Origin of the sequence: Flavobacterium croceum DSM 17960, assembly GCF_002917885.1 — a bacterium.
Lineage (GTDB): Bacteria > Bacteroidota > Bacteroidia > Flavobacteriales > Flavobacteriaceae > Flavobacterium > Flavobacterium croceum.
The window spans coordinates 1-1,478 of the sequence record NZ_PQNY01000080.1; the positions used below are offsets into that span (position 1 = coordinate 1).

Below are 1,478 nucleotides of genomic sequence, written 5' to 3' on the forward strand. Positions count from 1 at the left end.
CTTAAATTGAAGTCCGTTTTTCACGAAAATGTTTATCTTTAGCAGAAATTAAATCGTTCGCTGGCTTCGCTTCTGCGTCAAGCCGCAAAACGTTGCCTGCTATACGCGGAAAAATTCCGGAAGAAATTTTTCCAGGTTTCTTAAAGGAAGAATAAAGAATACTCGAACTTCGTGGCTTTTCTTTTCTTTTTTTGTCGGAACTTTATCAGAAAATTACGGCTGAACGAAATCGGACAGAAAACTGAAATGTAACAGAAAACGTGCGGAAATTTCTACTTAAAACGTGAAATCTGAAACATATTAAAAGAATAAATCGACAAGAAAATCAGAAATGCCGAAAGCTGAAAACTTTGTTTAAAAGCGAAAGCGGGAAAAACTGAAAGAAAAAAACTATTCGACAGACAACAGAAAAAACGCAGATTCGCACAGCAGGCAACAGCGGTTTGGCGCAATAGCTCAATTTATCTTAAATTGAAGTCACTTTTTCACGAAAATGTTTATCTTTAGCAGAAATTTAGCCGTTCGCTGGCTTCGCTTCTGCGTCAAGCCACAAAACGTTACCAGTAATGCTATGACAGACTACGAACTTAAAAATATCGACCCAGAAGACATCGAAGACTTACTCGTAAAAGTTGAGACTTCGTTTGACATCAAGTTTGTTGGTGACGAGTTAGTTCATATCACAACCTTTGGACAACTCTGCGACCATATTGCAAATAAAATAAAACTTGACAATTCGGACGACTGCACAAGTCAACAAGCGTTTTACAAACTTCGTGACGCAATTTCATCGACACTTCAAATTGACAATAAGACAATATCGACAGATTTTCAACTTGCCGACCTTTTGCCAAGACAAAGCAGACGTTCAAAGACAAAGAAATTAGAAAGTCATTTAGGTTTTAATCTAAATATTTTGCGACCACCACATTGGGTGACGGGGACGCTTGGAATTTTACTTCTCGCATCTCTCGTTGGACTATTCTTTAATTGGCAAATCGGACTTATAGGACTTGTGTTTTCTATCACTGGACTTTGGCTCGCAAATAAGGTCGGAAACGAACTTGACTTACAAACAGTTGGACAAGTTGCTGAAAAAATGACGAGAGAGAATTACTTAAAATCAAGACGAAATCCAATGACATTTAATAAAAAGGAAATTGAAAAAGTCTTGACCGACTGGTTCAGTAACGACCTTGACTTAGACAAAAGTAAATTAACAAGAGACGCTAAATTTGTATGAAGACAGAAGAAAGCACTACTGGTAACAGCCGTTTTGCAAAAGCGGGGGTTTCGTGCTTCTATGACAGTGAAGTGCTTAATTCTAACTTTGTGCATCTAATGAAGTTTAGTGCTGAAAATCCCCGCCTTCGCAAAGCGGCAAAACGTTGCCTGCTATACGCGGAAAAATTCCGGAAGAAATTTTTCCAGGTTCCTTAAAGGAAGAATAATGAATACTCGAACTTCGTGGCTTTTTT

Annotated in this window: 1 protein-coding gene; it reads left to right on the forward strand. The window is 38.0% G+C overall.

The window, feature by feature from the left end:
- The first annotated feature begins 571 nt into the window (after positions 1-571).
- A complete protein-coding gene (locus Q361_RS13520) occupies positions 572-1,243 on the forward strand; it encodes a hypothetical protein (protein WP_103727247.1) in 672 nt (223 codons plus the stop codon).
- Positions 1,244-1,478 lie beyond the last annotated feature (235 nt).